Origin of the sequence: Acrocarpospora corrugata, from assembly GCF_009687845.1 — a bacterium.
GTDB classification, from domain to species: domain Bacteria; phylum Actinomycetota; class Actinomycetes; order Streptosporangiales; family Streptosporangiaceae; genus Acrocarpospora; species Acrocarpospora corrugata.
This window is the reverse complement of sequence record NZ_BLAD01000084.1, coordinates 20,112-45,072: the sequence shown is the minus strand read 5'-3', so window position 1 is coordinate 45,072 and position 24,961 is coordinate 20,112. Positions and strand designations below refer to the sequence as shown.

Sequence of the window (24,961 nt, the reverse complement as noted above, 5' to 3'; positions counted from 1 at the left end):
ACCATGTCCGCGACCTGGACCAGTTGGCTCGCCGCCGTCAGCGGCTCCTGCTTCTGCCGGATCACCGCCCAGGTCGCAAGGGCGCGGCAGTTGGGCGGGAGAGTACGAGTATGACCGTGATGATGGTGATCAGGACGTGTCCGGCGGTGAAGGGCACGATTGGTAGGCCGAAGACGTGGCCGTATTCGTCCATTCCTATGGCGAAGAAGATGGGGATGGTGAGGAGTAGGGAGAGGACTCGGGCGCCGGCGATGATGCGGGAGCCGATTCGGTTGGCGGTTAGCCAGGTGTAGACGATGGCGACGAGCGTTGTTATCGCGGGTACTGAGCTGATGATGAGGCCGCCCCAAATGAGGGGGAGGTTTGGTTGGTTTTCGACGTCGAGGTCGGGGAAGTCGAATCCGATGGCCAGGCCGGTGCGGGTCAGGCCGAGGTCCGCGAGTGCGAGGGCCGCCGCCAGGACAAGTCCTATCTTGTTCTGGGTGGTGAGGGGCGGATGGGTGGTCATGCGGGTTTCTCCCGTCTGCGCGTCAGCCGGGTAATTGTCCGGCATGGGGCAGCATGCGCTTGCGTGCGTCCGGGTGGCATCGGGTGCGGTTCCCGGTTGGGCCGGGAAATATGCCCGTCTGGGGTGGGCATGAGGCGATGCGGTCGCGGGAGGTGATCGGTCATGCTCTGGGCATGACCGATGCGCCGATCCGGGTGCTCATTGCTGACGATCATTTTGTGGTACGCCGTGGCATCGGCGCGTTGCTGGCTTCGCTCGACGCGGTCGAGGTGGTGGCTGAGGCGGCGACCGGTGCGGAGACGGTGCGCCAAGCGCAGCTGACCCGCCCGGACGTGATCATTATGGACATCCAGATGCCGGACTTGGATGGGATCGAGGCGACGCGGCGGCTCAGTGTGCTGGTGCCTGACGCTGCGGTGCTCGTGCTGACCATGTTCGAGGACGATGCGAGCGTACTGTCGGCGATGCGGGCGGGTGCGCGGGGATATCTGCTCAAAGGCGCGCAGCAGCAGGACTTGCTCGCCGCCATCCGGTCGGTCGCCGCCGGTCAGATGGTCATCGGGCCGGGTGTCGCCGGACGGCTGGTCGGCTATCTCGGCACCGCGCAGCCCCCCGATCCGTTTCCGGATCTCACGCCGCGTGAACGGGCGATCCTCGACCGCCTCGCCCAAGGGCAGAGCAACGGCGCCATCGCCGCGGAGCTCGGTGTGGCACCGAAAACGGTTGGCAACCATGTGTCGGCGATCTTCGCCAAGCTGCGGGTGGCCAGCCGTGCCGAGGCCATCGTCAGGGCGCGCGAGAAAGGCCTCGGCGACCAGGGCACACGATCATGACGCCGGCGTGGGCGGTGGCCTGGCAGCTGATCGTGGGTCTTGGCTGTGCGGTGGCTGGCTATGCCATCGTCCTGGTTGGTCGAGGAGTTGTGGTTGGGCGGTTGCTGATTCTGGCGGCGCTGATCTTCTTTGCCGCGCTCGCGGCTGGCCGTTCTGATCTTGCTGGCGGTCTGCGGGTCGCCGCCGTGCTGGTCGTGATCCCGGCGGCGCTGCGGCGTGTGGTTCGGCCCGGGCCGGCACCGTCGGTGATGCGGTGGGCCGACATTCTGGCCACGCTTGTTGGGCTCGCGGCGGTGTACGCCACGATGGCCGGGTTCACGCGGACGGCGGTGCTTCTTGTGACCGTTTGCGGGGTGGTCATGCTGGGTGCTGGGCTCGCGCTGTTCGAGATGACCTCGGGTGATGAGCGGCGCCAGGTGTTGTGGATGATTCTCGGGCTCGTCGTGAGTGCCCCGACGAGCCTGTTGCTGTTCGTTTTCATCAGCGGTGCCGCTCCTGGTGTCGCGCTCCTCTTGGGGGTCGTCGCGGCCGTGTTGTCGCTGTCGCTTCCCCTGGCCACCGCGATCGCGGTGATCAATCCGCGGGTGGTGGACGTGCGTGCCGTTCTCGCGAACCTGACCGTCCTGACGATCATGTTCGCGTTCGGTGCCGCGTTGTACGCGGGAACGGAGGCGACCATTCTCGCCCTCACCGGCGACATCCCACCCCGTGGCGTGCGGGTGCTCATCGCCGTCGGTGTCGCCGCGGGCTTTCACCCGATGCTGCGCTGGGTACGAACCAGCGTGGACGAGATGCTCTTCGGCGGCAGAGCGGATCCCATCGACACCCTGACCCGGCTCGGCACCCACCTGGCCGCCGGTTCGTCACCGCCCAAATGGCTCGACACGTTGCGTACCGCGCTGGCCGTCCGGGGTGTCGCGCTACGCCAAGGAGAGAAGATCATCGCGTCGTCCGGCGAGTTCGGGGCCTCCCTCACCGTGGTCACCGAATTGCGCACCGATGCCGCGCACGTCGGCGACCTCGTCGTCGCGCTCCCCGCCGACGACCTGCGTCCGGCCCCCGCCACCTCCGCGGTGCTCAGCCTGGTGAGCGTGCCCCTGGCGCAGGCCCTGCACGCCGCACGCCTGACCGAAGAACTACGCGCATCCCGCGGCCAGGCGGTCAACGCCCTGGAAGAAGAACGCCGCCGGATGCGCCATGACCTCCACGACGGGCTGGGCCCCACTCTCACCGGCATCGCCTACAGCGCTGACGCGGCGGCGAACCTGCTGCGTTCCGCCCCCGACGACGCCCTGGAGATCCTCCGCGACCTGCGCGGCGGCGCTGGCGAGGCGATCGCCGAGATCCGCCGCATCGTGTACGGCCTGCGCCCGCGCGCCCTCGACGAACTGGGCCTGGTCGGCGCGGTACGGCAACAGATCGCACCCATGCGCACCGCCGACGGCCGCCCCCTCGCCGTCACCATCCACACCCCCGAAGACCTGCCAGACCTACCGGCCGCCGTCGAAGTGGCGGCCTACCGAATGACGGTCGAAGCCGTGACCAACGCGGCCCGCCACTCCGGCGCCGCCGAAGCCACCATCACCTTCGCCCTGACCCCCGGCCCCGCCCTGCGAATCGAGGTCCACGACCAAGGCCACAACACCGCGAACTGGACCCCGGGCGTCGGCCTACGCTCCATGCGCGACCGCGTCGAACAGATCGGCGGCACCCTCACCGTGGACGCCACGGCAAACGGGGCCACGATCACCGCGAACATTCCGCTCGACGCCAGCCCATCCGCTCAGCTGGACACGAACTAGCCTGGCTGGGAAAGTTCGCTGCACAGGCTGGCAGGAAAGGCGGGTTCGGCCTTTTGGACGGTGGTGCAGCCCGCTGTCTGGGTGGCGGTGATCACGCGCCAGCCGGAGGGGGTGGCGCGGTAGAACCATCGGTTGGTGTTGGACGGGCAGGATTGGCCGGGCTCGCAGACCGGGCCCGCGCCGATGGAGATGTCCAGGATCAGCCATTCGCCGTCGCAGCCGCGGGCATCCCAGCGGCTGTGCCGGGGCGTGTCGGCGTCGCGGGCGGCCTGGTAGTAGGAGTCTTTTGTGCATCCGGTGGGGGCGGGGTGGCATCCCAGTTCGCCGCAGCGGCGGAGCACGCCGGGCGAATCAAGCGTGTACAGCCAGGACATGTTCACGTATACGTCCCGCTTGCCGAGTGGTTTCGGCAGGTGTACGTCCACGGGAACGATGACCTGTTGAGGGCAGCCGTTGGAAACGCCCGCCAGCCGTGACTCGAATCGCAGGTCGATTCGGATCAGTTTCGGCTCCATGCTTTCCAGCCGTCCGGTCAGCCCGCGTGCACAGCCGTCCGCGCCACCCGGCAGCGACGCGTCCAGAGTCAGCACCCGGCCGTCCTCGGACAGCCGCACTGCGGATATGCCGGACACCGAGTATGTGAGCCAGCTGGTGTCCACGCTCGGCGCGGGAGGGGCGTCGGCCGTCGGAGCGCCGGCTTTGCGTAACGCGCGGTCGCCGATTTCGTTGACCATGGTGACGTCGCCGGCGGTGCTCTCCGCGACCGCGATCAGATGGTCGCCGACCGCCGCTATGAGGATGGCGCTGACCTTCTCCCCGCCGCCCTCCTCAGTCGCGTACCGAAGCAGGACGATCGAACCGGGCGTGCCGGTGTTGGTCGACACCAGTTGGTAGCCGTCCTTGCCCGGCGCGGATTCGGCACGTCCGCAGCGGAGGATGTGGCTGTGCAGTTCCATGAGGTACTGCTGGGGCTCGCCGGTCCGGAATCGGCCCACGTACTGGTGGATCTTGTACTGGCGTTCGCCGCCGGGGCTGACGGTCGCGGTGATCGCCCGTTCTTCGGTGGGAGACGGGGGCGGCTCGCCGGGGCACGGCATCGGCGGGAGCGGGGGATCCTCGCCGGGGGAGCGGGGGACGGGCTCCGCGCCGTACAACTCGTCGGGTCCGAGCAGCAGCGAATCCGTCCATCCCGGGAGGGACGCCTGGCATCCCGCCAGGAGGAGGCAGCCGACCGCCAGTCCGCTGAGCCACCGCATGCGCATCCCGGAACCTCCAGCTCGACACCGTCATAGGTGTGATGTCCGGTCACGCGCTTTGGTTCGTCGGCGGTCGAAGACGGCGGCGACCCGGAGGCCGCCGCCGTGGTGGAGCGGTTCGGGCTGGGTCAGTCGTCGTCGGTGACGACCAGGCGGGCGAAGCCGTCCCCGATGGTCGCGTTCGCGGAGACGCCCGCGATCACCTGGTAGGACTGGGCGGCCGTCGTCTTGACGGTGTTGCCCACCAGCGGGACGGTGAACAGGCCGCCGGTCTGCCCGGCGGGGATGGTGACGGTGGCCGCGACCTGCGTGATGACCGGGCCGGTTCCGGCGGCGAGCGCCTGGACGGTCACGGTCACCGGCACGTCCGACGGCTTGGACAGGGCCACCGGGATCTGCGCCGTGCCGGGGCCGTTGCCTTCCAGGACGGTCAGGTCGCCGACGGACACCTGAGGCAGGGCGGCGATGGTCTCCTCGCCGACCCGGAACCGGGTGAAGGACAGGTCAGCCAGGTAGACGCCGCCGGTGTCGGAGGTTCCGGTGAGCGTCACCTCCTTGATGTCCTTCTTGTCGAGACCGTTGAGGCCGCTGAGCGGCATCCGTACCGTCCGCAGCCAGGTCTTAGGCAGCGGAGAAGCGAGGCCGGGCAGCGCGGTCAGCGCGGTGCTGAGCGACGACACCGGCACGGTGACGCTGCGGTCGCGCCCGTCGACCAGGGTGATGTTCAGGTCGAGCGGGGCGGACGCCGCGATGTTCTCATCCCGGGCGACCCGGAAGGTGAGCAGTTCGGCCTTGGAGATGTTCCGCGAGCCCTCCGCCAGAGGAATGGTGATTTTTCCGGACGTGTCTTGCCAGGCGAACCGCAGCAACGGGGTGGCGACGGCGTTCGGCAGGTAGGTCGCGGGCGTCCAGGACGGCGCCTGCGAGGTGGTCAGCTTGGTCGCGCAGGACGGAAGCCCGCTCTGCGGCGACCGGTCGAGCATGCTCGCGCAGACCGTGCCGGTGGCCGCGCCCGACACGAGGGCGGGGGAGGACCCGGCGAAGGTCGCCACGTCGATCCGGCTGGAGGCGGGAGCCTGGGCGACGGTGTACACGACGGCGCGACCGGTGGAGGCCACCGTCTTGCCGCTGCCGTCGAACAGCGGCAGCAGCGCGGTCTCCCGGCCCTGGACCAGCCGGAAGAACCCGGCCATGAAGGCGGTGCCGACGGCGTACTGCTCGGCCGCGCTCAGCCGGGACGCCGCCCGGTTGCCGCAGACCGGGTCGTTGTTGTTGGACCAGTCGTCGGAGGCGGGCGCGGTCGCCACGCCGGGCGTCCACTCGGTGTTGAAGAAGTTGTGGTCGGTGCCCATCACCATCAACGACGACCGGAACGCGGTGTCGCCGGGGACGGCGTACAGCGAGTCGTCGTAGAAGTGCTGGCCCTGCTGGTTGGAGACGTCGCCGTCGCAGTACGGCAGGATCGTCGCGGTCGGGATGCCCGGCAGCGACATCCGGGCGAAGTCGGTCGGCGCGAGCGGCAGCACGGCCCGGATGCCGTACGGCTTGGCCCGGCCGGCGTTCATGAGCACGGCCTTGGCGACGCCCTCGCCGCCACGCGAGTGCCCCATCAGGCCGACGTTGTCCAGGTCGATCCTGCCCCGGAACAGAGAGACCAGCTGGGGGTCGCCCTTGCCGCTCTCGGCGGCGTTGAGCAGGTCGAGGTGGCGCATGACGACTTCGCCGCGGGCCAGCGCGCCCCGGTCCTCGGAGAAGTTGGCGTCGAAGGCGTTGACGGCGTTGGCGCTCACCGACACGACCGCGTAGCCGTGGCTGGCCAGCGCGTCGGCCGGGCCCTTGTAGCCCTTGAAGCTCTCGATCGGCTGCTGCCCGGCCGGGCACGGCCAGGCGCTGTTGCTGGTCTGCCGGGTGATCGGGTTGTAGCAGGCCGAGTGGCGGCCGTGCAGGAAGAGCACCAGCGGGCGGCGTCCTGTCACGCCCTTCGGCAGATAGACCTGGGCGCGGAGTTCGCCCAACCGGCCGCCGAGCCCGTCAAGCGTGATCGCGGTCTGGCCCAGGTCGTAGCCGCTCTCCTCGACCTCGTACGGCCCGAGCACGCCGGGGTCGGTGGGGATCGTCGACGGCTGCGGCTCGGCCGGCGGGATGTAGATGGCCTTGGCGGTGACCCTGGATTCGACCACGCCGTTCCAGGCGACCTGGACGCTCGTGGCCTGGCCGGCCCGGGGGTCGGGGGTCAGCAGCGTGAGCGTATGGCCCTCGTCGCTTTCTGTCGCGTAACCGAGCGATTGCCCGTTGATCGCCAGTTCTGGTGCGGCGTTACGCACCGGCAGGGGTTCGTCCAGACGTAACGTCACCTGATATCCGCCGTCGACCGGCACAACCGACCACGTGTCGGCGGCGGTCGCGGGGATGGGGAGCGACACGGCCCCCGTCACCACCGCGACGATTACGGCGGCCAGACCGCGCCAGCGCGCAGCCCTAGAAAGCCTCATGACATTCCTCTCGTGCTGAAAGTCACGCAAGCCACACAAAGCTCACGAAACTGCACTAAGTAGAACGTTCACGTTTTGTCACTGCATTAACTCGCGTTGCGGCTGCGTTAACGATCAGCCACCTCTGCCGAAAAGAGCCCGTGACCTGCGGAAAAGGTCACGGGCTCTTTTCGGTCACAAGCGATCAGCTGGCGAACGTCTCACACTGGTCGCTCACGTTGGCGTTGGTGCCACGGCCCGCGCGCGCCGTGTCCACCCCCGTGCCGCAGTCGATGCTGTCGTCGCCGTTCCCGGCCGCGATGGTGTCGGCGCCGCCGCCGGCGTTCACCACGTTGTCGCCGCCGCCCGCGTCGATCCAGTCGTCGCCGCCGGTCGTGACGATCACGTCGTCGCCGCCCTGCGTCGCGACGCAGTCGCTGCCGCCGTTGCCGGTGACGTGGTCGTTGTCGTGCCGCCCGACGATCAGGTCGTTGCCGCCGGTGCCGGCGATGGCGTTGCCGGCGCTGGAGGCGACGATGACGTTCTGGATCACGATGTCGGCGCAGGCGGTGGCGGGCAGGCCGTTGGCCCGGAGGCCGACGGTCCCGCTCTGCTGGATGCCGGTCAGCCCGGCGACCGTGCCGTTGCCCGGCGTCTCGGTGTAGGTGACGGATTCGCCCGCCTCGACGGTCAGCGTGATCGGCGTGCCGTTCACCGTGACCGTGACGACCGCGGGCTCGCCGATGACCGTGGTGATCGTGCTGGTCTTGCCGGCGGCGGTCAGCTTGTAGGAGCCGCTGCCCAGCTCGATCGTCCCGAAGGTGTCGGCCAGCTGGAACCGTGCCGGGAGTACGCCCGCGCCGACCTCCACCAGGACCCCGGCGGGGTAGTTGGCGTCGGAGATCGTGAGCGTACGGCCGTTCCGGTTGGTGATCTTGCCGGACGTGGTGCCGCCGAGGAGCCGGTCGGAGAACGTCTGGTTGCCCGGGTTGCTGGCCTGCGCGGTGCCCGGCGGGAACGTCACGTCCACGTTGTCGTTGACGCCGTCATTGTCCGCGTCGAGGTCCAGCACCGTGCAGTCGAGGGTGCCGCTGCGCAGCGCGTTGCCGCCGGTGTTGCTGTCGTCGGACCAGAAGACGGGCTTGTGGCCGTCCGCGCACTCCGACTGCGGCGTGATCGCGAAGCCCTCGTTGTTGAGGTTGGGCATCGAACCCGGACGGTCGTACAGGTGGGTGACGGCGAACTTGCCGGTGTCGTCGATGTCCAGGGTCGCGGTGCGGCCCTGGCAGGTGTCGTCGCACACCACCCAGAAGTGCTTCGACTCGGGCTCGAACTCCAGGTCCATCACGCCGGGGAACCCGCTCACGATCGTGGCGATCCGGGTGAATCCGCCGCCGACCTGGTCGAGCGCGTACGCGTAGACGCTGCCGTTGCCCTCAAGGCCGACGAAGAACAGGCCGTCGCCGTGGCCCGGGTAGGCGGACGGGTTGTAGGCCGCGCCGGTGTGCTCGTCGCGGAAGCCGCGCGCGGTCAGGAACGAGTCGGGGATCCAGGAGATCGCCTCAAGACCGCTGTTCGCGGCCACCGGCGGCAGGTCCGCGGTGAGGTTCCATTCCTTCGTGGCGGTGAGGGTGCTGCCCGTACCGGCCGGGTCGAAGCGGAGCACGGTGGGGCGGCTGACGCCGCTGTTGGTGTTGTCGCGTTCGGTCGAGACGAACACGCCGCCGGTGAGACCGGCTCCGGTCAGGGTCACGCCCTCGGCGTCGGGGTCGCCGATGCCGGTGGGGTAGCGCAGCGTCTTGCCGTTGTTCCAGCCGTTGCTGGTGGCGGGCGCCCAGGTGGCGCCGTCCCACTCCAGGCGGTACAGCATGCCGGGGCCGTTCTTGACCGCCCAGAGCACGCCGGACGGCTCGTAGGCCAGGCCGCTCATGTTGCCGCCGAGCGTGCCGGCCGGGTCGGCGGTGGCGACAGCCGCGCCACCGGGCCACGGCGAGGCGGGAACCTGCCCGGCGCACGTGTTGGCCGCGCCCTTGGTCGACGCCGTCGTCTCGGCGAACGGGCCGGTGCCGTCGGGGCAGCGGCCGTAGGTGGCCTGGGCGTGCGCGGTCCAGGTGTGGAAGTCCATGAGGGTCAGGCCGTCCGGCAGGAACAGCCGGGCGGAGTCCGCGGCGCCGAGACCGTAGGACGTCTCCACGTCAGCGATCAGGAAGGCGCCGGGGGCGATCGTGGAGCCCGGCGCGATCGTGAAGATGTGCGTGTCGTCGTTGTCCTTGACGAGCCAGCCCGACACGTCGACGGGGGTGGCGCCGGTGTTGACCAGTTCGACCCAGTCGCCGGGGGTGCCGCCGTTGGACTCGACCTCGTTGACCTTCACCACGGCCGCCGGGGTGCTGCCGCAGTTGTTCGCCGCGCCCTTGGTCGCCGTGGCGTTGCTCGCGAACGCGCCGGTCCCGTTCGGGCAGCGGCCGTAGGTGACCGGGGCGTGCGCGGTCCAGCTGTGCGAGTCGGCGAGCGTGAGGCCGTCCGGCAGGAACAGGCGGACGGAGTCGGCGGCGCCCAGGCCGTAGGCCGACTCGACGTCCAGCGCCAGGAAGGCGCCGGGGGCCATCACGGTTCCGGCGGCGATCGTGTAGATGTGGGTGTCGTCGTTGTCCTTGACGAGCCAGCCCGACAGGTCCACCGGGATCGGGCCGATGTTGACCAGTTCCGTCCAGTCGCCGGGGGTGCCGCCGTTGGACTCGATCTCGTTGACCTTGATGAAAGCCGAGGGCGTGCCGCAGTCGTTGGCCGCGCCCTTGGTCGCCACCACGGTGGCGGCGAACGCGCCGGTCCCGTCGGGGCAGCGGCCGTAGGTGATCGGGGCGTGCGCGGTCCAGCTGTGGGAATCCACCAGGGTCAGGCCGTCCGGCAGGTACAGCCGGGCCGAGTCCGCGCCGCCCAGGCCGTACGCCGTCTCCACGTCGACCGCCAGGAAAGCGCCGGGGGCCATCACGGTTCCGGCGGCGATCGTGTAGATGTGGGTGTCGTCGTTGTCCTTGACGAGCCAGCCGGACACGTCGACGGGTGTCGTCCCGGTGTTGACCAGTTCCGTCCAGTCGCCCGGCGTGCCGCCGTTGGACTCGACCTCGTTGACCTTGATGGACGGAACCTCGGCCGCCGCGGCGGACGACACGGGCAGAAGCGGAATGGCGGTCAGGAACGCGATGGCTAAGGTGGCTGTCCCACGCCAGTGCTTAAACAATGTTGAGCCCTCTTCACAGGTCGCCGCAGCAGACCACTAGCAGTAACGTCCTCGCAGCCTTGTGTATCGCGGCGACCGGCAGGCAAATGAGGAGCGAACAGTGAGTGAGCGCCCTACGATTGCGGCGCGCTGACCTGTGGCCCGTGGCCGGGGGCGACGGATCCCTGCAGCACCAGGGCGGCTCCGCCGATGGCGGCCGAGTCGCGGGGATTGCTCGACAGGTCGACCTGCACGGTGTGGAGCCCGCGCGAGAACGCCCGCCCCGCGAGGCGGCGGCGGATCTCGGTGACGTAGAGCGAACCGGCGACGGCGAAGCCCGGCCCGGCGAGGACGAGGGTGTCGAGGTCCCAGAGGTTGCTGAGCGTCATGGCGCCGTCGGCGAGGAGCAGGGCCGACTCGTCGATCAGCGCGCGGGCCTGCCCGTCGCCGTAGATCGCCGCGCGGGCGAGGACGTCGAACGCCCGCGCGTACTGGTCGTCGGGGCGGATCCCCAGGCGGTCCGCCAGGCCCGGGGTGGCCCTGGCCCGGCTGACCAGCGCGGCGGGCGCGGCGTACAGCTCCAGGCAGCCGCGGTTGCCGCAGCGGCAGCGCGCGCCGTCGCGGACCACCGAGACGTGACCGATCTCACCGGCGTTGGAGCTGGCGCCGCGGTGGAGCGCGCCGTCCAGGACGACTCCCGAGCCGATTCCCGAGTTCATGTAGAGACAGCCGAAGGTCCGCTCCCGCGACACCTGCCGCCCCCAGAACTCGCCCACGGCGGCCGCGGCCGCGTCGCAGTCGACGAGCACCGGCACGCCCAGCTCGGCGGTGAGGGTCTGGCCGAGGTCGAGGTCGGCCCACTGCTCCAGCCCGGGGAGCGCCAGGAACCTGCCCCTGGCGACGTCGACCGGGCCGGGACCGACGACGGCCAGCCCCACCACGCTCTGCGGCAGCAGCCCCAGACCGTGCGTGACATCGCGGTAGAGTGCCGCCAGCTGGGCCACCACGTCCTCCGGCTTCTCGGCCGGGGGCGCGGAGACGAGCTCGCGCCCGATCGTGCCGCCCCGCGTGTCCGTCACGACGCAGGTGAGGGTGTCGGCTCCGACCCGGATCCCGACGCCGTATGCTGAGCGGGAGTTGATCACGAGCATGGTCCGCGGCTTGCCACCGGTCGCGACGGTGGCGCCGGTCTCGCGCACGACGTCGTCGTCGATCAGGCGGCGGACGATGTTGGAGATCGTCGGCTGGGTCAGCCCGGTCGCCTTGACGAGTTCCACCCGGCTGATCGGCCCGGCGGACCTGATGAGGTCGACGACGAGCGCACGGCTCCCGGGCCCTGCGGCCGCGGACTCTCGTCGGGCCACGCTCAACCGCCTCTCCCCCGGCCGTATGTACGGCACCACTACCTTACGGGGGACGAGGTTAGTTCAATGCACGAGGGAGAGGGACCGATGGTCGCGGCATTAACGGGCACGGCGACACGTCCGCGTGCGGGCACACCGGTGGGCCTCGCCCTCGTCCGCGACGCCGAGGTTCTCGGTGCCGAGCCGTTCTTCCACGAGTTCATCGCCGGCATGGAGCGGATCCTCGTCCCGCTGGGCGTGCCCGTGCTCCTCCAGGTGGTCGCCACCATCCAGCAGGCGAGCGACCGGATGCGCGCCTGGGCGGCGCAGGGCCAGGTGCAGGGCGCGATCCTGATCGACCTGCTGCCCGGCGACGAGCGGGTCGCGCTCGTCCGCGAACTGGGCCTGCCCGCCGTGGTCATCGGCGACCCGGTCACCGCCGGGGGACTGCCGACGGTGTGGACGCAGGACGAGGTGGCCATGCGCGACGTGGTCGCCGCGCTGGTCGCGGGCGGGCACACCCATCTCGGCCATGTCGCCGGGCCGGCCGAGATGGCGCACACGATCATCCGCCGCCGGACGTTCGACGCCGTCGCGTCCGAGCACGGCGTGCGCACGACCACGTTCGACGGCGACTACTCCGAGGCGGCCGGCGTGCGCGCCGTCACCAGCCTGCTGCGGATCGAGGCCCGTCCGACGGCGCTGGTCTTCGACAACGACGTGATGGCGCTCGGCGCCCTGCACGAGGCGACCCGCCTCGGCTTGGCCGTCCCGGCCGATCTTTCTCTGGTGGCGTGGGACGACTCCGCGCTGTGCCAGCTCGCCGAGCCGCCGCTCAGCGCCGTCAGCCATGATGTGCAGGCGCTGGGCGAACTGGTCGGCGACGCCCTGGCCGGGGTTCTGTCGGGGGCCGCGCCGCGAGTGATCACGGCTGCGCCGGCGACGCTGGTGGTTCGCGGCTCCAGCATTTAATAGATTACTAATCTTTCTTATTGACTCGGGGCCTCCCGTCCTGCACGATGTCGTTCGAGCAGCCTCAGCAATGTCTACGCAACCCCTGAGTAACCCACGGGACACACGCCTCCCGATCACCCCCCGGAACTTGAAGCAAAGGAAGCCCCATGCACCGCACCACGCCACGGGCCGTACGCGGGGTGGCCGCGTTCGCCGTCGGAGCCCTCGTCCTCTCCCTCGCCTCCTGCGGCTCCGACGAACCGGCCGCAGGCCCCGCCGCCGCCCCGGCGGCGACCGGCGGCGGCTCCATCGACGTCGTCACCCGATGGACGTCGGGCAACTCCGCGGCCGCGGCCCAGAAGGGTGTCTTCGACGCCTTCACCGCGGACACCGGCATCAAGATCAACGTCATCGAAGGACTGGAGACCATCGACGACCAGGTGGAGACCGCCGTGGCCGCCGGCAAGTCCCCCGACCTGGTGATCGTCAACCTGTTCGACAAGACGGTGGGCTGGCTGGACGCGGGCGTCACCGTCCCCGTCGACCAGTACGTCAAGGACTGGGGCCTGGCCGACAAGATGAAGCCGGAGGCCCTCGACGAGTGGCGGGTCGGCGGCGTCGCCAGCGGCGAGCTGCAGGGCCTGCCGTTCTCCGGGTTCAGCTGGCCGCTCTGGTACAACACCGACCTGCTGACCAAGGCCGGCGTCACCGAGGTTCCGAAGACCACCGACGAGCTCATCGCCGCCGCCAAGAAGCTGCGCGAGGCGGGCGTCGGGCCCGTCACCGTCGGCGGCAACGACTGGACCGGCCAGAAGCTCTTCTACCAGATCGCCCAGTCGTTCACCGACGCCGCGTCGATGCAGAAGGTCATGCAGGGCGGCGGCTACTGCTCGACGCCTTCGGTGCTCAACGGCATCAAGCTCTTCACCGAGCTGCGCGACGCCAAGGTGTTCGTCGACAACGTGGCCGGCCTCACCGCCGACGACATGTACGCCTCCTTCTACTCCGGCAAGGCCGCCATCATGTCGGCCGGCTCGTGGGCGTACACCGAGTCCAAGGCCTCGGGCACCGGGATCGAGCAGCACACCTCCCTCGGCGGGTTCCCCGTCCCGAGCGGCGCGGCCTACACGAAGCCGACGGCCTTCCAGGGCTTCACCGGCGTCGGCTTCATGATCACGAAGCAGGGCGCCTCGCCCGAGAAGATCGACAAGATCCGCCAGCTGGTGACCAAGTTCTACGACCAGCCGACCGTCGGCAACTTCGTCAAGGACGCCAGCATCCTGCCCCCGGTCACCGGCGACTTCGCCTCGTTCGCGACCGACCCGCTGCTGAAGGCCTCCCTCGGCCTGGACGCCAACGTCGACTACGCGGTCCTGCCTGACGTCTGGATCGGCGCCGCGTCCGACCCGATCACCCAGGTCCTCACCGGGGCCTACGGCGAGGCGACCCCGCAGGAGATCTGCGAGGGGCTCGACACCGCCACCAAGGGCTGACACCCGCCCGACGCGTGGGGCCGCCGCACCCGGCGGCCCCACCACGCCCCGAAGGAAACACCCGAATGTCATCGACCAGCACCCGCGTGCAGGCGCCCCGGGTCCTCTGGCTGACCGTCCCGTCTCTCGTGTGGTTCGCCGTCTTCTCGGTCGGCCCCCTCGCCGCCATGTTCGTCATCGCCACCTTGCGATGGAAAGGGCTGCTGTACGAGCCCACGTACATCGGCCTGGAGAACGTCGGCAAGGTCTTCGCCGACCCGACGTTCCACGCCGCGGTGCGCAACAGCGTGATCCAGGTCGCCATCGCGATCCCGGTGATGATCCCGCTGGCCTTCATGCTCGGCTATCACCTCTACACCAAGCCGCGCGGCTACCGCGTGCTGTCGGTGCTCTACTTCTCGCCGGGCCTGATCTCGATCTCGATGACGGGAATGATCTTCTACGGGGTGATGTCCCCGAACGGCGGGGTCAACGGCCTGCTGAGCACGCTCGGCCTGGACTCCTGGGCCACGGCCTGGCTGGCCGACCCGAGCACCGCGCTGCCGACCCTCATCGCCATCGACCTGTGGCGCGGCATCGGCTGGACCGCGGTGCTGTTCGCGGCCCGCCTGTCCAGCCTGCCGGCCGAAGTGATCGAGGCGGCCCAGATGGACGGCGCCGGACGGCTGCGCACCATGTGGCAGATCGCCTTCCCGATGATCAAGGACTACGTGCGCACGCTGGCGATGCTGCAGTTCCTCTGGACGCTGTTCACCTCGGCCGCGCTGATCCTCCTGCTCACCAAGGGCGGGCCCGGCACCTCCTCGACCACGCTGTCCTACCTGGTCTACGCGAAGGCCTTCTCCCAGCGGGATCTCGGCTACAGCCAGGTGGTCGGCGTAGTGCTGCTCCTGGCCGGCGTCGCCGGGATGCTGCTCATCCGAGCGCTGCTGCGCGGCTCCGAGGAGGACTCCCGATGAGCGCGCCCCGCCGCAACCGCAGCCCGCTGGCGACCATTCTCTCCTGGCTGTACGCGCTGCTGCTCGCCGCGCCGCTCTACTACCTCGTGGTCAGCGCGCTGAAGACCAACATCGAGATCTTCACCCGGCCGTTCGCGCTGCCGGCGCGGTGGCTGTGGGACAACTTCGGCACCGCCTGGCGGACCGCCGACCTGGGGCGGGCCCTGGTCAACTCCGTGTTCATCTCGGTCGTGGCCATCGTGCTGACCCTGTGCCTGGCCGTTCCCGCGGCGTACGCGCTGGCCCGGCAGGACAACCGGCTGGCCCGGGTGATCACGGGCACCTTCTCCGCCGGGTTCCTCATCCCGCCGTTCGCCGCGCTGATCCCCACGGTCGTGCTGGCGATCGAGTCGGGGCTCTTCGGCACGCGCGAGTTCCAGATGCTGTTCCTGCCCGCGAGCGCGCTTCCGCTGTCCGTGCTCCTCCTGACGCAGTTCATGCGCACCGTGCCGCAGGCGCTGGTGGAGTCGGCCGCCCTCGAAGGCGCCGGGCACTGGCGGCTGCTGATCAGCGTCTACGTGCCCATCGCGAGGCCCGGCGTGGTCAGCGTGACCATCCTCCAGCTGCTCACCTTCTGGAACGAGTACCTGTTCTCGCTGACCATCACCGGCACGGCGCCGGACGTCAGGACCGTCCAGGTCGCGCTGCCCATGCTTGTCTCCGACGCGACCAACCTCGGCGTTCTCGCCGCCGGCACCGTGCTCGCCGTGCTGCCGGTGTATGTCGCGTACTCGCTCATGAACCGTCGTATGCAGGAAGCACTCACCGCAGGAGCAGTCAAGGGATGACGCAGACCACGCAGGCCCCGCAGGTAAACACCTCCGCCGCCACCCGGCTCGATCTCGGTGGCGAGTGGGAGCTGACCTGGTCGGCGGGCCCGGATGACGTCCCCGAGGCCGTCCGCACGGCGGCCATTCCCGCGCAGGTGCCCGGCGAGGTGCACACGGCACTGCTCGCGGCCGGTCTGCTCGCCGATCCCGACGTCGGGTGGGGTGAGCTGGCGCAGCAGTGGGTCGGGCACTCGCACTGGGTGTACCGGCGCCACGTGCGGTGGTCGCCGACGCCGGGGGCCCGTACCGACCTGGTGGCCGACGGCCTGGACACGATCGCCGACGTCTACGTCAACGGCCGGCGGGTCGGGGCCGCCAGGGACCAGCACCTGGCCTACCGGTGGCGGGTGGACGAGGCCCTGGTGCCGGGCGACAACCTCGTCGAGGTGCGGTTCGCCTCGGCCTGGGACGCCGCCCGCGAGCACGAGCGCGCGCACGGCCCGCTGCCGAGCCCGTACGACGAGCCCTACCCGCACGTGCGCAAGGCCGCGGCCAACTTCGGCTGGGACTGGGGACCGCACTACGTCACGGCCGGCATCTGGCGCGACATCCGGCTGGAGACCTACGCGGGCCGGATCGACCACGTCCGCCCGCTGGTACGGCTCGACGCCGGGCACGCCGTCGCCCAGGTGACGGCGCACGTCCGGGTGGACGCGCCCGACGGCTCGGACGTGCGTGTCGAACTGACCGACCCGGCGGGCCGGCGCGCCGGGTCGGCGGTCGGCACGGTCGTCGGCGACGAGGCGGCCGTCGTCCTGCGGGTCGACGACCCCGACCTGTGGTGGCCGGTCGGTCTGGGCGGGCAGCCGATGTACGGCCTGCGGGTGGAGCTCGAGCACATCGGCGTGGTGCTCGACTCCACCGCCGTCCGGGTGGGCCTGCGCAGCGTCGCGGTCGAGGAGACCCCGGACCCGCTCGGGACACGCTGGGCGCTGGTCGTCAACGGCCGGCCCGTACGGGTGCGCGGCTACAACTGGATCCCCGACGACACCCTGGCCAGCCGCGCCACGCCCGAACGGGTGGCACACCGGATCGACCAGGCCGTCGCCGGGAACGCGAACCTCCTCCGAGTCTGGGGCGGCGGTCACTTTGCGACCGAAGAGTTCCTGAACGCTTGTGATGAGCGTGGTGTCCTGGTATGGCACGATTTCCTCTTCGCATGCGCTGCCTACTGCGAGGACGACGAGATGGTCGAGCTGGTGACCGCCGAAGCGGAGCAGGCCGTCGCCCGGATGTCGGCCCACCCGAGCCTGGTGCTCTGGTGCGGCGGCAACGAGACCGTCCTCGGCTGGCGCCACTGGGGCTGGCCCGACCAGATGGGCGTCCGGGGCTGGGGCGCGCGCTACTACCTCGACGTGCTGCCCGGCGTGCTGGCCCGCCTCGACCCGACCAGGCCCTACGTGCCCAACTCGCCCTGGTCCGGCTCCCTGGACCGGGATCCGGCCGTCGACACGCACGGCCTGAGCCACCTGTGGGACGCCTGGAACGAGCGCGACTACGTGCACTATCGCTACCACGACCCGGCGTTCGTCGCGGAGATGGGCTGGTGCGGTCCCCCCGCCTGGACCACGCTCGGGCGCGTCGTCGTGGGCGAGAGCCCAGGACCCGACTCGCCGCAGACGCGCCACCACCTGCGCGCCATCGACGGCATGCACAAGCTGACCCGCGGCCTCCAGCCGCACGTGCCCACCCCGCGCGGCGACGCCGACTGGCACTTCGCCACCCAGGTCGTCCAGGCCCGCGCCGTCTCGGCCGGCGTCGAATGGTTGCGCTCCCGCGAACGCTGCGGCGGGGCCGTCGTCTGGCAGCTCAACGACTGCTGGCCGGTGATCAGCTGGTCGGCCGTCGACAGCGAGGGCATCGAGAAACCCCTCTGGCACGCCCTGCGCCACTCGTTCGCCCCCCGGCTCGTCACGATCCAGCCGGTCAACCCCGGGCCGACCCACGACCCCACCGGTGACGAGGGCCTGGTGCTGGTGCTCGTGAACGACGCGGACGCCAGCTGGAGTCCCGACGTGCTCATCCGGCGGGTCGGACTGGACGGCCGGGAACACGCGCGAGCCCAGGTCCGGGCCGAATGCCCGGCCGGCGGCCTGGTCCGGCTGGCCGTCGACCCCGAGGTCGCGCTCCCCGCCGACCCGCGGGCGGAACTGCTCGTCATCGACGCCGAGGGCGTGCGGACCACCTGGGCCTACCGCCCGGAGCGGGAACTGGCCGCCCCGAGCCCCGAACGCACCGTCGGCGTCACCGTCGTCGACGGCGCGCTGCACGTCACGGTCGGCGCCGTGACCCTGCTGCGCGATGTCTGCGTGTCCGCCGACCGGCTGGCCCAGCCGCTCGGCCTGGAGCCGTCCGCGCTCGCCGTGGACGACGCGCTCCGCACGCTCCTGCCCGGCGAGAGCCAGGTCTTCCGAATCACCCGCCGAGACGGCCGCGCGATCCCGCAGGACCGGGCCGCCGCTCTCTCAACCGCGCTTCTTGACGAATCCGTCCGGTCCTTCGGCGAGGTCACCGGCTCCATTGGTAATTCGCTCCGCAACAAAGGAACCTCATGAAACACCGAAGGACTCTAAGGATCGCGCTGGGCGCGATACTCAGCGTCGCCGTGGCCACGTCGATGGCGGTGCCATCGATCGCGGCGGCGCGGGTGGCCCAGGACGGGCGCCAGATCCACGTGGCCAAGACCGGTAGGGACACCAACGCCGGTACGGCGGCCGCGCCGTACCAGACCATCAACCACGCGGCGCAGGAAGCCCAGCCGGGCGACACGGTGATCGTCCACGCCGGGCTGTACCGCGAGACCGTCAAGCCGGCCCGCGGCGGCGCCGACGAGACGACGCGCATCACCTACACCAACGCCGGCGACGGCGAAGTCGTCATCAAGGGCTCGGAGGAGATCGACACCTGGGCCAAGCAGACCGGCGACGTGTGGAAGGTCACCCTGCCGGCCGCCTACTTCGGCGACTACAACCCGTACTCCGCCAAGCAGCCGCAGGGCGGCGGCGACGGCTCCTTCCCCGGCTACACCGCCGGTGACGTCTACCTGAACGAGCAGGCGTACTTCGAGAAGGCCACCCTGGCCAACGTGCAGTCCGCGCCCAACACCTGGTTCTCCGAGGTGGTCGGCGGCAACACCACGATCTACGCCAACTTCGACGGCGCCGACCCGAACGCCAAGCTGGCGGAGATCAACGTGCGCCGGCAGGTGTTCGCGCCGGACGCGTGGGGCCTGGGCTACATCACCGTGCACGGGTTCACCGTCAAGCACGCGGCCAACACCTACTCCGACTTCCCGAGCAGCCCCTCCCGGCGGCAGGCGGGCGCCATCAGCGTCAACGGCGGCCTGAAGTGGATCATCGAGAGCAACACGGTCATCAACGCGCGCACGATCGCCATCGACATCGGCCTCGGCTGTGACGAATGGGCCGGCAACCGGCCCGGCGAGACGCGGACGCACTTCCGCGACACCGCCAAGTACGGCTCGCACATCGTCCGCAACAACTACATCGCCAAGTCCGGCCAGTCCGGCATCGCGGGCGTCTTCTCCTGGAACTCCGACATTCTGTACAACATGATCGAGGACACCAACTACCGCGGCGAGTTCAGCGGCGCGGAGACGGCCCCGATCAAGGTTCACTACATGAACGAGGGGCTCATCAAGGGCAACTACCTCAAGAACTCCAAGGGCGGCAACTCCGCCGGCATCTGGACGGACTGGGGTAACCAGAACGTCCGCGTCACCGGCAACATCGTCATGAACAGCCCGTGGGGCTACTACGCGGAAGCCGTCCACGGCCCCATCCTCGTGGACAACAACGTCTTCATCGGCAACAACGACATCCGCATGCTGGACGCCACCGGCATCGTGTACGCCAACAACATGTTCATCGACAACGGCCGCTTCGCGGTCGACGGCGGCGGCCGGGACAACTACTACTTCGCGCCCGGCACGATGAACGAGACCAGCGCCCCCAACCCGGTCCAGAAGTTCTTCTGGTACAACAACCTGGTCCAGGGCTCGACGCTGCCGGTCGACGCGGCCGGCAAGACGCACGTCAAGGAGGGCAACTCCACCGGCGTGCTGTCCAACGTCCAGGTCACGGCGAGCAACCGGGAGATGAAGCTCGGCTTCGACCTCAACGCCGCCGGCATCACGGGGCTGACCCCGGTGACCCAGGCCAGGGTCGGGACCATCCCGCTCGCCAACGAGAGCATCGCCGCCGACGTCACCACCGACTTCTTCGGCAAGCCGGTCGCCGCCCAGAACCTGATGGCGGGACCGTTCGCCGAGGCGAAGAACGGCGCCAACTCCTTCACCCTGTGGCCCCCGGCCGGCCAGGTCGTGCCGACGCCCCCGGCCCCGCCGACCGACGTGCCGGTCAACCTGTCGCGCAACCCCGACGCGAAGGCCGTCGCCTCCTACCAGGACGGCAACCTGCTCGCCGCGAACGCGATCGACGGCAACGGCTCGTCGCGCTGGTCCACCGACCACAGCAACGACCCGAACGCCTGGATCTACGTCGACCTCGGTGACGAGTACGACGTGTCCAGGGCCGTCCTGTCGTGGGAGGCGGCCTACGGGAAGTCGTACAAGATCCAGATCTCGGGCGACGCGCAGCAGTGGGAGGACGTGTTCTCGACCACCACCGGCGGTGGCGGCGTCGAGACGGTGCAGATCCGCAAGGTCGCCCGTTATGTCCGCATGCAGGGCGTGCTGCCGCAGACGCAGTACGGCTACTCCCTGTACGAGTTCGAGATCTACGGCACCCCGGTCCAGCCGGAGGTCCCGGTCAACCTCGCGCTGAACCTCGCGCCGTCGGCGTACACGGCGTCGTCGCAGTCCAACGACGGCAGCGGCGAGACCAACAGCCAGCCGCAGAACGACCGGTCGGCGTTCCGCGCGTTCGACGGCAACCCCGCGACGCGCTGGGGCTCCAACGGGGGCGACACTCAGTGGATCCAGGTCGACCTGGGCAAGACGCACCTCGTCGACAAGGTCGTGCTGAACTGGGAGGCCGCCTACTCCTCGACGTACAAGATCCAGACGTCGGCGGACGGCAGCGCCTGGACCGACGCGCACTCCCACAACGACACCACGCCGACCGGCGACCACATCGACACGATCGTGCTCGACCCGCCGGCGCAGGGACGTTTCGTCCGCATGCAGGGCACCAAGGCCGCGACCCAGTGGGGCCTGTCGCTCTGGGAGTTCGAGGTCTACGGCAAACTGCCCGCGGCCGACACCGCCCCGACCTGGCCGGCCTCCGCGCAGGTCCAGATCAGCGCGCTGACCGGCGCCACCGCGACCGCCACCTGGCCGGCCGCGACCGACAACCAGGCCGTGACCGGCTACAAGGTCTTCCTCGGCCAGACCCTGAAGGCCACCCTCGGCGCCGACGCCCGCACCTACGGCGTCACCGGCCTGGCCGCCGGCCGGACCTACTCGGTGAAGGTCATCGCGCTCGACGCCAACGGCAACGAGAGCGCCGGCCTGATCAAAACGTTCACCACGCCCGGCAACCCGGCGACCAGGGCGCTGTCCACCAGCTACCCGCGCGCCTACGCGGACTGGGAGGACGGCCTGCTCGCGGGTGACGGCAAGCAGGGCATCATCGCCTTCGGCGACCCGCGCGACGAGACGGTCGTCTTCAACGACCGCGACTTCTTCATGGCGCGGTCGCAGACCCGCCCGCACCGCACGTTCAACACCGTCAGCCAGGAGAACATCAAGAAGATCAGGGACCTGCTGATCGCCGGCAAGTACCAGGAGGCCAACCAGCTCGCGGCCGACGTGCAGGGCTACCAGGGCGGCGGCGAAGGCAGCAAGCACCCCGGCTTCAAGATGACCCTCCAGTCGCCGGCCAGCGGCGAGGTCACCAACTACGTCCGCTCCACCGACTACGCCTCCGGCGTCGTCTCGGTGAACTGGACCGACGACAAGGGCGACTGGAAGCGCGACGCCTTCGTGTCGCAGACCGACGGCGTCACCGTCCAGCACCTGCCCGCCCCGGCCGGTCAGCGGCTCGACGTCAAACTCGGCCTGTCCATCGACCCGGGCATGAACCTGCTCAACAAGGGCGTCACCTACGTCAACAACTCCACCGTCGACTACCTCAACCTGCGGGCGAAATACCCGACCGGCAGCTACAACGCCGGATACGAGGGCGTCACCCGGATCGTCACCGACGGCGTCAAGACCATGGCCGGCACCGACGTGCAGGTCACCGGCGCGACCTACGTGACGCTGCTGTCGCTGACCCAGCGCTACGACGGCACCTACGAGGGCGGCGTCCCCGCCGAGCAGGACTGGAACAAGCAGCTCCTCCAGGCGAAGCTGGCGGCGCTCTCCGGCGACTACCAGACGCTGCTCACCCGCCACACCACCAAGCACAGCGAGCTCTTCAACCGGGTCTCCGTCGAATTCGGGGCCAGCCCGACCGACCGCTCGAAGTCCAACGAGGAACTGCTCGCCGAGCAGAAGTCCGCGACCACGCCGAACCTGGCGCTGTTCGAGCGGATGTTCAACTCGGGCCGCTACCACCTGATCGGGTCGAGCAGCCCGACGGCCCCGCCCGACCTGCTCGGCAACTGGACCGGCGACAGCAACGTCGGCTGGGACGGCTACTACCACCTGGACGCCAACCTCAACCTGCAGATCTCCGGTGGCAACATCGGCAACCTGCCGGAGGTGATGGCCGGCTACTTCGACATCAACAAGCGGTGGCAGGCCGACTTCCGGACCAACGCCCAGAAGCTGCTGGGCACCCGGGGCATGCTGACCGGCGGCAACACGCCCAACGGCGAAGGCCTCATCTCCAACATCAACTTCGACTACCCGTACCAGTACGTCACCGGCGGCGAGTCCTGGCTGCTCTACCCGTTCTGGGAGCACTACCAGATCACCGGCGACAAGACGTTCCTGGAGCAGCAGTACTACCCGCTGATCCGCGACATGGGTGACTTCTACGAGGACTTCCTCGTCGACAAGGACGCCAACGGCAAGTACATCTTCGCCGGCTCCATCTCGCCGGAGAACCGACCGGCCGGCGGCGTGCCGCTGTCCGTCAACTCGGTGTACGACATCGCCGGCGCCCGGTTCGCGCTGTCCACGCTGATCGAGACCAGCAAGGCCCTCGGCAAGGACGCGGACAAGATCGCGGTCTGGCAGGAGAAGCTCGACCACCTGCCGCCGTACCTGATCAACAACGACGGCGCGCTGGCCGAGTGGGCCTGGCCGGATCTGGCGAACAAGAACGCCTACCAGCACCGGCACTCCAGCGGGCTGATGCCCGTCTGGCCGTACCGCGAGGTCACGCCGGAGAAGAGCAAGCCGCTGTACGACGCGGCCAAGGTCTTCCTGCAGAAGAAGGACGGCGGCAGCTACGAGAACGCCGGCCACGGCCTGCTGCACGGCGCGCTGATCGCCGCCAACCTCAACAACGCCGACTCCGTCAACGCGAAGCTGATGCGCTTCGCCAAGGACGACTACTACTACAACAGCCTGTCGACGTCGCACTACAACAACCACGGCGTGTTCGCCACCGACGTCGTCAACTCCGTCCCGACGATCATGATGGAGATGCTGGCCACGACCGACCCCGGCACGCTGGAGCTGCTTCCCGCGCTGCCGAAGGGCCTGAAGAAGGGCTCCATCTCCGGCCTGCTCGGCAAGAGCCGGTTCACCATCGACAAGCTCGACTGGGACACCGACACCCGCAAGGTGAAGGTGACGCTGACCTCCGACGTCGACCAGAACCTCACGCTGATCCAGCGTTCCGGCATCGACGAGATCACCGCGACCGGCCTCACGGTCCAGAACTCGCCGCTGGGCAACATCGCCCGCGTCCTTCCCCTGAAGAAGGACCAGCAGGTCACGCTCGACCTGACCCTGCGGGACACCACCCGGGTCAACCTGGCCCTGAACAAGCCCGCCAGCGCCACCTCCCAGTCCAGCGCCGAGTACGCCGCCGCCAAGGCCTTCGACGGCGACCCGGTCTCCCGCTGGGGCGCCGGCGAGAACGCCGACAACTCCCTCCAGGTCGACCTGGGCGGCATCTACGCCCTCACCGAGGTCGACCTCCTCTGGGAGGACTCCTACGCCAAGCGCTACAAGCTGCAGGTGTCGATGGACGGCACCAGCTGGAAGGACGTGCACACCCAGTCCGCCTCGCACGGCGGCACGGAGAGGATCCCGGTGAGCGCGCTGGGCCGCTTCGTGCGCATGCAGGGCGTGGAGAAGTCCGGCCCGTGGGGCTACTCGCTCTACGAGATGGAGGTGTACGGCCAGCCCGCGCCGAACATCGCTCTCGGCAAGACGGCCACCGCGTCGTCGGCGTCGAACGCCCAGCAGACCGCCGCCGCCGCCTTCGACGGCGAAGGCGCCACCCGCTGGGGCGCGAGCGAATCCGCCAACAACTGGGTCCAGGTGGACCTCGGCGACACCTACACCGTCTACCAGGTCGCCATCGACTGGGAGGACAGCTACGCCAAGGGCTACAAGATCCAGACCTCGCCCGACGGCGACACCTGGACCGACGCCTTCACCGAAACCGCCAGCAACGGCGGCACGGACCTGATCAACCTCAACACCGACACCCGCTACGTCCGGATGCAGGGCGTGGAGAAGTCCGGCCAGTGGGGCTACTCGATCTACGAGATGAAGGTCTACGGCGCCCTCCCGGACACCACGACCACCATCACCATCTCCGGCGTCGCCGACGGCGCCGAGTACGGCGACAGCCAGGACCTGACCATCGCCTGGGAAGTCGTCGGCGCCGGCGTCAAGAGCGTCACCGGCACCCTGGACGGCCAGCCGTTCACCTCCGGCACAGTCCAGCATCTCTACCAGCTGAGCCTGGGGGACCACACGCTCACCGTGACCGTGGAACCCCGGACCGGCGCCACGCTGGAGCAGTCGGTGAACTTCACCACGGTCACCTCGACCGACGAGATCTCGGCGCTGATCGAGCGCTTCCAGAACACCAGCCAGCTGTCGCCCACCGGCGCGGCGAAGCTGGAGGACAAGATCTCCAAGGTCATGGTGTCCGAGGACAAGGAGCGCGAACGGGACAAGAAGAAGATCGTCAAGAAGCTGACCCGCTTCATCGAGGCGGTCAACGACCCGAAGATCGTCTCTGACCCGGCCGTACGGGCGGTGTTCATCCGCGACGCGAACACCCTGATCGTCGCCAACGACGGCACAGCCGTCTAAGCCCGACCAGACAGGGGGGGTGCCGGGGTTCGCCCCGGCACC

Annotated in this window: 13 protein-coding genes; 8 read left to right on the top strand and 5 right to left on the bottom strand. The window is 69.6% G+C overall.

Annotated features, from left to right (window positions below):
• Positions 1 to 61 precede the first annotated feature (61 nt).
• Positions 62 to 508: a hypothetical protein gene (locus Acor_RS33040; RefSeq protein WP_155340700.1), complete on the bottom strand. Its 447-nt coding sequence runs from the start codon at positions 506 to 508 to the stop codon at positions 62 to 64.
• Between the two features lie 173 nt (positions 509 to 681).
• Between Acor_RS33040 and Acor_RS33035 the strand changes: the two genes are divergently transcribed.
• Both Acor_RS33035 and Acor_RS33030 read left to right on the top strand, forming a co-directional pair.
• Positions 682 to 1,341: a response regulator gene (locus tag Acor_RS33035; RefSeq protein WP_155340699.1), complete on the top strand. Its 660-nt coding sequence runs from the start codon at positions 682 to 684 to the stop codon at positions 1,339 to 1,341.
• Positions 1,342 to 1,442: 101 nt separating this feature from the next.
• Positions 1,443 to 3,143 carry a sensor histidine kinase gene (locus Acor_RS33030; protein ID WP_170317190.1) on the top strand — a complete coding sequence of 567 codons (1,701 nt, stop codon included), beginning with the start codon at positions 1,443 to 1,445 and terminating at the stop codon, positions 3,141 to 3,143.
• Here the strand turns inward: Acor_RS33030 and Acor_RS33025 are convergent.
• From Acor_RS33025 to Acor_RS33000, 4 genes are all read right to left on the bottom strand, one after another.
• Positions 3,140 to 4,405: a hypothetical protein gene (locus tag Acor_RS33025; protein ID WP_155340697.1), complete on the bottom strand. Its 1,266-nt coding sequence runs from the start codon at positions 4,403 to 4,405 to the stop codon at positions 3,140 to 3,142. The two genes, Acor_RS33030 and Acor_RS33025, sit on opposite strands and share 4 nt — an antisense overlap.
• Positions 4,406 to 4,527: 122 nt before the next feature.
• On the bottom strand, positions 4,528 to 6,891 hold the full coding sequence (locus Acor_RS33020) for an alpha/beta hydrolase family protein (protein WP_155340696.1): 2,364 nt from the start codon (positions 6,889 to 6,891) through the stop codon (positions 4,528 to 4,530).
• A 184-nt stretch (positions 6,892 to 7,075) separates the two neighbouring features.
• The gene (locus Acor_RS43550) at positions 7,076 to 10,042 is read right to left on the bottom strand and encodes a lamin tail domain-containing protein (protein ID WP_218034625.1); all 2,967 of its coding nucleotides are present in this window, start codon (positions 10,040 to 10,042) and stop codon (positions 7,076 to 7,078) included.
• A gap of 182 nt (positions 10,043 to 10,224) precedes the next feature.
• Complete coding sequence (locus Acor_RS33000; RefSeq protein WP_155340695.1) at positions 10,225 to 11,454, bottom strand: ROK family transcriptional regulator; 1,230 nt, start codon at positions 11,452 to 11,454, stop codon at positions 10,225 to 10,227.
• An 87-nt stretch (positions 11,455 to 11,541) separates the two neighbouring features.
• Between Acor_RS33000 and Acor_RS32995 the strand changes: the two genes are divergently transcribed.
• The 6 genes from Acor_RS32995 to Acor_RS43545 all read left to right on the top strand — a co-directional run bounded on the left by Acor_RS32995 (position 11,542) and on the right by Acor_RS43545 (position 24,919).
• Positions 11,542 to 12,405, top strand: a complete 864-nt coding sequence (locus tag Acor_RS32995; RefSeq protein ID WP_218034624.1) for a LacI family DNA-binding transcriptional regulator — start codon at positions 11,542 to 11,544, stop codon at positions 12,403 to 12,405.
• 149 nt (positions 12,406 to 12,554) lie between these two features.
• Positions 12,555 to 13,880 (top strand): ABC transporter substrate-binding protein, encoded by a 1,326-nt coding sequence (locus Acor_RS32990; RefSeq protein ID WP_155340694.1) that lies wholly within the window; start codon positions 12,555 to 12,557, stop codon positions 13,878 to 13,880.
• 65 nt (positions 13,881 to 13,945) lie between these two features.
• Positions 13,946 to 14,839, top strand: coding sequence for a carbohydrate ABC transporter permease (locus tag Acor_RS32985; protein WP_155340693.1), 894 nt, complete (start codon positions 13,946 to 13,948; stop codon positions 14,837 to 14,839).
• Entirely contained in the window at positions 14,836 to 15,666 is an 831-nt protein-coding gene (locus Acor_RS32980) for a carbohydrate ABC transporter permease (RefSeq protein ID WP_155340692.1), read from the top strand. Before Acor_RS32985 ends, Acor_RS32980 begins: the two co-directional genes overlap by 4 nt.
• Complete coding sequence (locus Acor_RS32975) at positions 15,663 to 18,263, top strand: glycoside hydrolase family 2 protein (protein ID WP_155340691.1); 2,601 nt, start codon at positions 15,663 to 15,665, stop codon at positions 18,261 to 18,263. The genes Acor_RS32980 and Acor_RS32975 overlap by 4 nt, the downstream gene beginning before the upstream one ends.
• Entirely contained in the window at positions 18,260 to 24,919 is a 6,660-nt protein-coding gene (locus tag Acor_RS43545; RefSeq protein ID WP_218034623.1) for a discoidin domain-containing protein, read from the top strand. Before Acor_RS32975 ends, Acor_RS43545 begins: the two co-directional genes overlap by 4 nt.
• Positions 24,920 to 24,961 lie beyond the last annotated feature (42 nt).